Raw genomic sequence first — 4367 nt, forward strand, 5'->3', positions numbered from 1 at the left:
GGGGAGAAGGGAGAGGGGGAGAAAGGGAGAGGGGGAGAAAGGGAGAGGGGGAGAAAGGGAGAGGGGGAGAAACTGTTAATTGTTAACTGTCTTCACTGTTCCCTGTTCCCCGTTCCCTGTCTTCACTGGTGACTGGTGACTGGCGACTGGCGACTGAAACACTGCTCACTGTTCACTGAACTAATACCCGTCCCAGGGACTAATTTCGAGGGTTCCTCTGGGGGTAAAGACGACGCGGAACTCGGCCAGGGGCGCGAGATTGACTTTTCCATCTTTGAGGACGATGCTGGAAGCGGGATCGTACAGTGGTTCGATCGGCAGTTCGGGAAAATAGAGTGAGGCAGCGCTCGAGAGAGGTTCGTAACGGGCGATCGCTCCGTCTTCAGTGACGGCGAGGCGGTATTCGAGATCGCGATCGAACCGAGGTTCGGTCGTCCACTCGTCGTAAAGGTCGTCCCGCACCTCGAATAACAAGTTTTCCAGGGTGGCGATATCGTCGATGGTGGGGGGGTCGTTAGGCGTCGAGGGGTAACCGTCCCAAGGACTGACTTGCAAGACACCGTTTTCTGTGAAAACGACTTTAAACTCTGCTAGGGATTCCGCCTGGGCGGTTCCGCCTTCGACGGGAACGTAGACTAGCTCTTGTAACGGGGTTTCGTCCGCGTAATCCCGTGCGGGACTGTTTTCTGGTCGGTAGCCTAAAATCGCGCCGTCAATGCCGACTGTGACGCGATACACCAAGTCGCGATCGAACGTCGGTTCGGTCGTCCAGTTGCGATCGAGGTCTTGATAGAGGTTGTAGCGCAAGGCCAACAGGCGATCGGGATCGGTAATTTCAGGAACCGTTTCGAGAGCTTCGTCTAACTCGGGAACGGCCGCACTGGTATTTTCAGCCGCGTTTTCGGCCGCGTCGGGAGGTGTGGCGGTGGGAGGATCGCCGTTGGGTGTCGTTGTCAGTTCTGAGGTGTCTTCCGAGGCGTCGGGCAGGGGTTCGCGGGGGCGTTCGACTTCGGGAACTGGGAGGGAAAACAGGGCTAAGGCGGCGATAACGAGACCCGAAGCACCCAAGGCGAAGGGCGCGGCGCGTTTTTGAATCGGTTCTTCGTTGTGGGCTTCGCGGCGCGTTCTCGGCTGAAACTCGATCGCCCAGTCGGGCAAGGTGCGCCGGTCGGCTAACATCTGATCGAGGGCTTCGACTAAGTCGAACAGTTGTAGCGTCGTCAAGTCGAGGCGAAGCGGTTCGGCTGCGTCGGGTTGGCGAACGCTCAACCGGTGGAGGGAGGCATTGGCTCGTCCGTTTTCCGAAACGGGTTCGACCGTCACGGGGGAATCTGGCGGCGAACTGACAGACAATCCGCTCATCATGCCTCGCGCGTAGCGATCGACCGTTTCGGCAAACGCTTCTAAAAACGCGCGATCGCCCGTTAGAGCGTGGGGTTTGCCGACTAAATGACATTCGGCGCTGACTAACACCGACAACAGAGGGCGCGTCGATCGCTCGTCTGCGCCTTGGGGATCGCCGATCCCTTCAACGATCAGCGTACATTCGGGCAAGCTATACTTTCGCCTTACAACCATTCCACTGTTTCCTTAACCTTACGAGCCGACCGCCGTTATTCGAGGAAGAGGGGAGAGTGAAGCGTCGAGACACTCGCGACGAACTCAGCTCTCTCACCAGACGGGGTACGGATCTAGTCCTCGAGACTTTCGATTTTAGTCGAACTCTTCAAACTTCCCCGTCAAACAGACTCACCCAAAACCGCTGCATTCCCGCCGTTCCCGTACAAAACAACAGTTGTTCGAGCAGCGCGATCGCCAACTCGTTGAGTTTCTCGTCCGTACTGTACACCAAAATTGCAGACCGTCGCGGATTCATCCGGCTGCGAAAGTGAGCGCGAAACCGCTCGAGATAAAACGCCAGTTGCGGACTTTTTTCGAGGGGAAGCTGCTGCTGTACGAGCTGTTGGTATTCCTTTAACAACTGACGCAAAGCTAACGTCATCCGACGCGCCATATAACAAACGATCGCAGTTAACGCCTTCGCTTCAGTTAACGACATCGGGCGACGGCGGTGGGCGCGACGCAGGGGATTGGTATTGCGAACGCGCCAGAGGGTAACGCGGTTGGGCAAAATCCCGTCGAGTTCTAACTGTTTGGCGAGGGCGAGGATATCCTGAGAGCCGTTGAGGTTCAACGCCTCGATCGCCAACAACGCTAAATCCAATTGAACGCGCGTACGCCGCGAACAGCCGTGATGGGTGACGGGCATATCGGGCAAGCGGTCTAACATCACTGTAGTTTGAGATTTAGAAGTCTGAGTTTGGGGCGGATTCGATAGCATTGCGCTCACAACAGTCTACTCGTATCGGGTAACAGGATTGAGATACTTTCAGTTTACGGTGCGTAAGATCGGTTTCGGCAATTTCGGGCGATCGCATTTAACTCTGACGAGAGTGCGATCGAGCGTCGTTCCCGATTCGATCGTATACGCTCCCCGTTCCCTGACCTGCGGACTGCCATAAATTTCCTGATAGGATTTTGTGGGGCGATGTTCGGACATCCCCCGATCGCCGTTCGCAAACCGTTAAGCATCCATCTTACTCGTACCGCCATGGATCTCAAATCGCTGATTCGCGACATCCCCGATTTTCCCAAACCCGGCATTCTATTTCGAGATATCACGACCCTTTTAGCACATCCGAAGGGTTTAGCCGCAACCCTCGAGCGGTTGGTCGAAAAATGTCATCCCTTTCAGCCGGACGTAGTGCTGGGAATGGAATCGCGGGGCTTCATGTTTGGCGTTCCGGTGGCGCACCACCTCGGCGCGGGATTCGTTCCCGTTCGCAAACCCGGAAAACTGCCCGCTCGAACCTACTCGGCCGAGTACGATCTCGAATACGGTACCGATCGCCTGGAAATGCACTGCGACGCCTTTTCTCCGGGATCGCGAGTTTTGGTCATCGACGATCTGATCGCCACGGGAGGAACCGCTCAAGCCACAGCGAACCTCGTCGAACGTGCTGGAGGCGAACTCGTTGGATTTGCGTTCGTGGTAGAACTGCGCGATCTCGGCGGACGCAGTAAACTTCCCGACGTTCCGGTTGTTACCCTAGTGGAATATTAAAAGACTCGACCTCCGCCGTCGATCGCTCGATATTCAGCCAGCACTTTTTACTCACGATGACTTCGACGAACAAGCCGACGCCTCGTACGATTCTCGTTCAGCTTGCCAACGCGACGGCGCAACTGATGGCGAACGAGACGCTAATGTATACCGTCAAGCGCCTCGGACAAGCTGCTTTTACGCTGGTGTTAGCGTCGGCGTTGTGTTTCGCCGTGGTTCAACTGGCACCGGGGGACTATTTAGACGTTCTCAGTCGCGATCCCACGATTTCGCCAGAACTCCTCGCCCAACTCAAGGAACAGTTCGGGTTGGACGAACCCGCGATCGTTCAATATTGGAACTGGTTGACGCAAATCGTCACGCAGGGGAATTTCGGGCGGAGTTTCATGTATCAAAAAGATGTCGCGACGCTGATCGGGGAGCGGGTGGCGAACACGCTGCTGTTGTCGATCGCCTCGTTACTGTTGACGTGGGCGATCGCGATTCCGTTGGGGATCGTGGCGGCGGTTCGCCAAAATACCACACTCGATCGCGTTTTGCGATCGCTCAGTTACGCCGGACAAGGCTTCCCCAGTTTCATCACCGCCTTGTTACTGCTGATTCTGGCGCAAAATCTCACGCCGCTCTTCCCCGTGGGAAATATGACGAGCGTGTTTTACGACGATCTCTCGCCGCTTGGAAAAGCCCTAGACATAGCGTGGCACGCGTTTCTCCCGACGGTGGCTTTGAGCATTACCAGTTTCGCAGGGTTGCAGCGGTTGATGCGCGGACAACTCCTCGACGTACTGCGTCAAGATTACATTCGCACCGCCCGAGCCAAGGGACTTCCAGAAAATAAGGTCGTTTACGTTCACGCCCTCCGCAACGCCGTCAACCCGTTAATTACGCTGTTGGGGTTCGAGTTCGCCAACTTACTCAGCGGCGCGTTTATCGCCGAATATTTTTTTAACTGGCCGGGATTGGGACGTTTGGTGTTAGAAGCGGTTCGTTCCCAGGATCTTTACGTCGTAATGGCCAGTTTGATGATGGGTGCGGTGATGCTGATCGTCGGAAACTTATTCGCCGACTTACTCCTAAAAACCGTCGATCCCCGCATTCAATTGAGCGATCGACAATAGTCGATTGGGAAGAGGGAACAGTGTTTCAGTCGCCAGTCGCCAGTCACCAGTCACCAGTCACCAGTCACCAGTCACCAGTCGCCAGTCGCCAGTCGCCAGTCACCAGTCACCAGTCGCCAGTCACC

The 4367-nt window shown here is 55.9% G+C and carries 5 protein-coding genes; 2 read left to right on the top strand and 3 right to left on the bottom strand.

Going from position 1 to position 4367, the window contains the following annotated elements; all coding sequences use genetic code 11:
* Positions 1 to 180: 180 nt before the first annotated feature.
* The 3 genes from POG22_RS21490 to POG22_RS21500 all read right to left on the bottom strand — a co-directional run bounded on the left by POG22_RS21490 (position 181) and on the right by POG22_RS21500 (position 2560).
* Positions 181 to 1578: a DUF4335 domain-containing protein gene (locus POG22_RS21490; RefSeq protein WP_498907069.1), complete on the bottom strand. Its 1398-nt coding sequence runs from the start codon at positions 1576 to 1578 to the stop codon at positions 181 to 183.
* Positions 1579 to 1726: 148 nt separating this feature from the next.
* On the bottom strand, positions 1727 to 2290 hold the full coding sequence (locus POG22_RS21495; RefSeq protein WP_017660758.1) for a DUF3038 domain-containing protein: 564 nt from the start codon (positions 2288 to 2290) through the stop codon (positions 1727 to 1729).
* Positions 2291 to 2389: 99 nt separating this feature from the next.
* Positions 2390 to 2560 carry a hypothetical protein gene (locus POG22_RS21500; RefSeq protein ID WP_498907070.1) on the bottom strand — a complete coding sequence of 57 codons (171 nt, stop codon included), beginning with the start codon at positions 2558 to 2560 and terminating at the stop codon, positions 2390 to 2392.
* Positions 2561 to 2611: 51 nt separating this feature from the next.
* Here POG22_RS21500 and POG22_RS21505 point away from each other — a divergent pair, with 51 nt between their 5' ends.
* Positions 2612 to 3124: an adenine phosphoribosyltransferase gene (locus POG22_RS21505; protein ID WP_026097615.1), complete on the top strand. Its 513-nt coding sequence runs from the start codon at positions 2612 to 2614 to the stop codon at positions 3122 to 3124.
* A gap of 56 nt (positions 3125 to 3180) precedes the next feature.
* Complete coding sequence (locus tag POG22_RS21510; RefSeq protein ID WP_498907071.1) at positions 3181 to 4242, top strand: ABC transporter permease; 1062 nt, start codon at positions 3181 to 3183, stop codon at positions 4240 to 4242.
* Positions 4243 to 4367: the final 125 nt, after the last annotated feature.

The organism is Geitlerinema sp. CS-897, from assembly GCF_028368005.1.
Taxonomy (GTDB): Bacteria; Cyanobacteriota; Cyanobacteriia; order Cyanobacteriales; family Geitlerinemataceae; genus Baaleninema; species Baaleninema simplex.

What these genes read in the sequence shown, in the direction of transcription:
- POG22_RS21490 (WP_498907069.1), bottom strand. Translation starts at nt 1,578, where the DNA reads ATGGTTGTAAGGCGAAAGTATAGCTTGCCCGAATGTACGCTGATCGTT.
- POG22_RS21495 (WP_017660758.1), bottom strand. Translation starts at nt 2,290, where the DNA reads ATGTTAGACCGCTTGCCCGATATGCCCGTCACCCATCACGGCTGTTCG.
- POG22_RS21500 (WP_498907070.1), bottom strand. Translation starts at nt 2,560, where the DNA reads ATGTCCGAACATCGCCCCACAAAATCCTATCAGGAAATTTATGGCAGT.
- POG22_RS21505 (WP_026097615.1), top strand. Translation starts at nt 2,612, where the DNA reads ATGGATCTCAAATCGCTGATTCGCGACATCCCCGATTTTCCCAAACCC.
- POG22_RS21510 (WP_498907071.1), top strand. Translation starts at nt 3,181, where the DNA reads ATGACTTCGACGAACAAGCCGACGCCTCGTACGATTCTCGTTCAGCTT.